Source organism: Evtepia gabavorous, assembly GCF_003425665.1.
GTDB classification, from domain to species: domain Bacteria; phylum Bacillota; class Clostridia; order Oscillospirales; family Oscillospiraceae; genus Evtepia; species Evtepia gabavorous.
In genome coordinates, this window is record NZ_QQRQ01000067.1 from 1 (window position 1) to 355 (window position 355).

The following is a 355-nucleotide window of genomic DNA, read 5'->3' on the forward strand; positions in this document are numbered from 1 at the left end:
AGATCATCTTGGTGATCTCGGACCGCTTAATGTTCCCCTCGGGCTTATAGGACCCGTCGGGATACCCGCCAATGATGTTCAGCGCAGTGCACATATTGACGGCCTCGGTGTTCTCGATCTTGTCCTGATCCGAGAACGCCGCCCCGGCGCCCATGACCATGACAGACAGCATCACAGCCACACAGAGCACCAGGCTCAGAACCTTCTTCTGGGGGAATCCCTTATCCATCAATGCTTCGCTCCGCAATTTCCCACGGATTTTACACGGAACTCCCACAAAACTTTGCAGTTATTATGTAATGAAAAAGGCCCAATGAAAACGATCCCGGTGCCTATGGTAAAGCACCGGGATATG

The 355-nt window shown here is 52.4% G+C and carries 1 protein-coding gene; it reads right to left on the bottom strand.

What is annotated here, in order from left to right; all coding sequences use genetic code 11:
• On the bottom strand, positions 1-229 hold a 229-nt coding region (locus DV520_RS12090), incomplete at its 3' end, for an S-layer homology domain-containing protein (RefSeq protein ID WP_133308875.1).
• Positions 230-355: the final 126 nt, after the last annotated feature.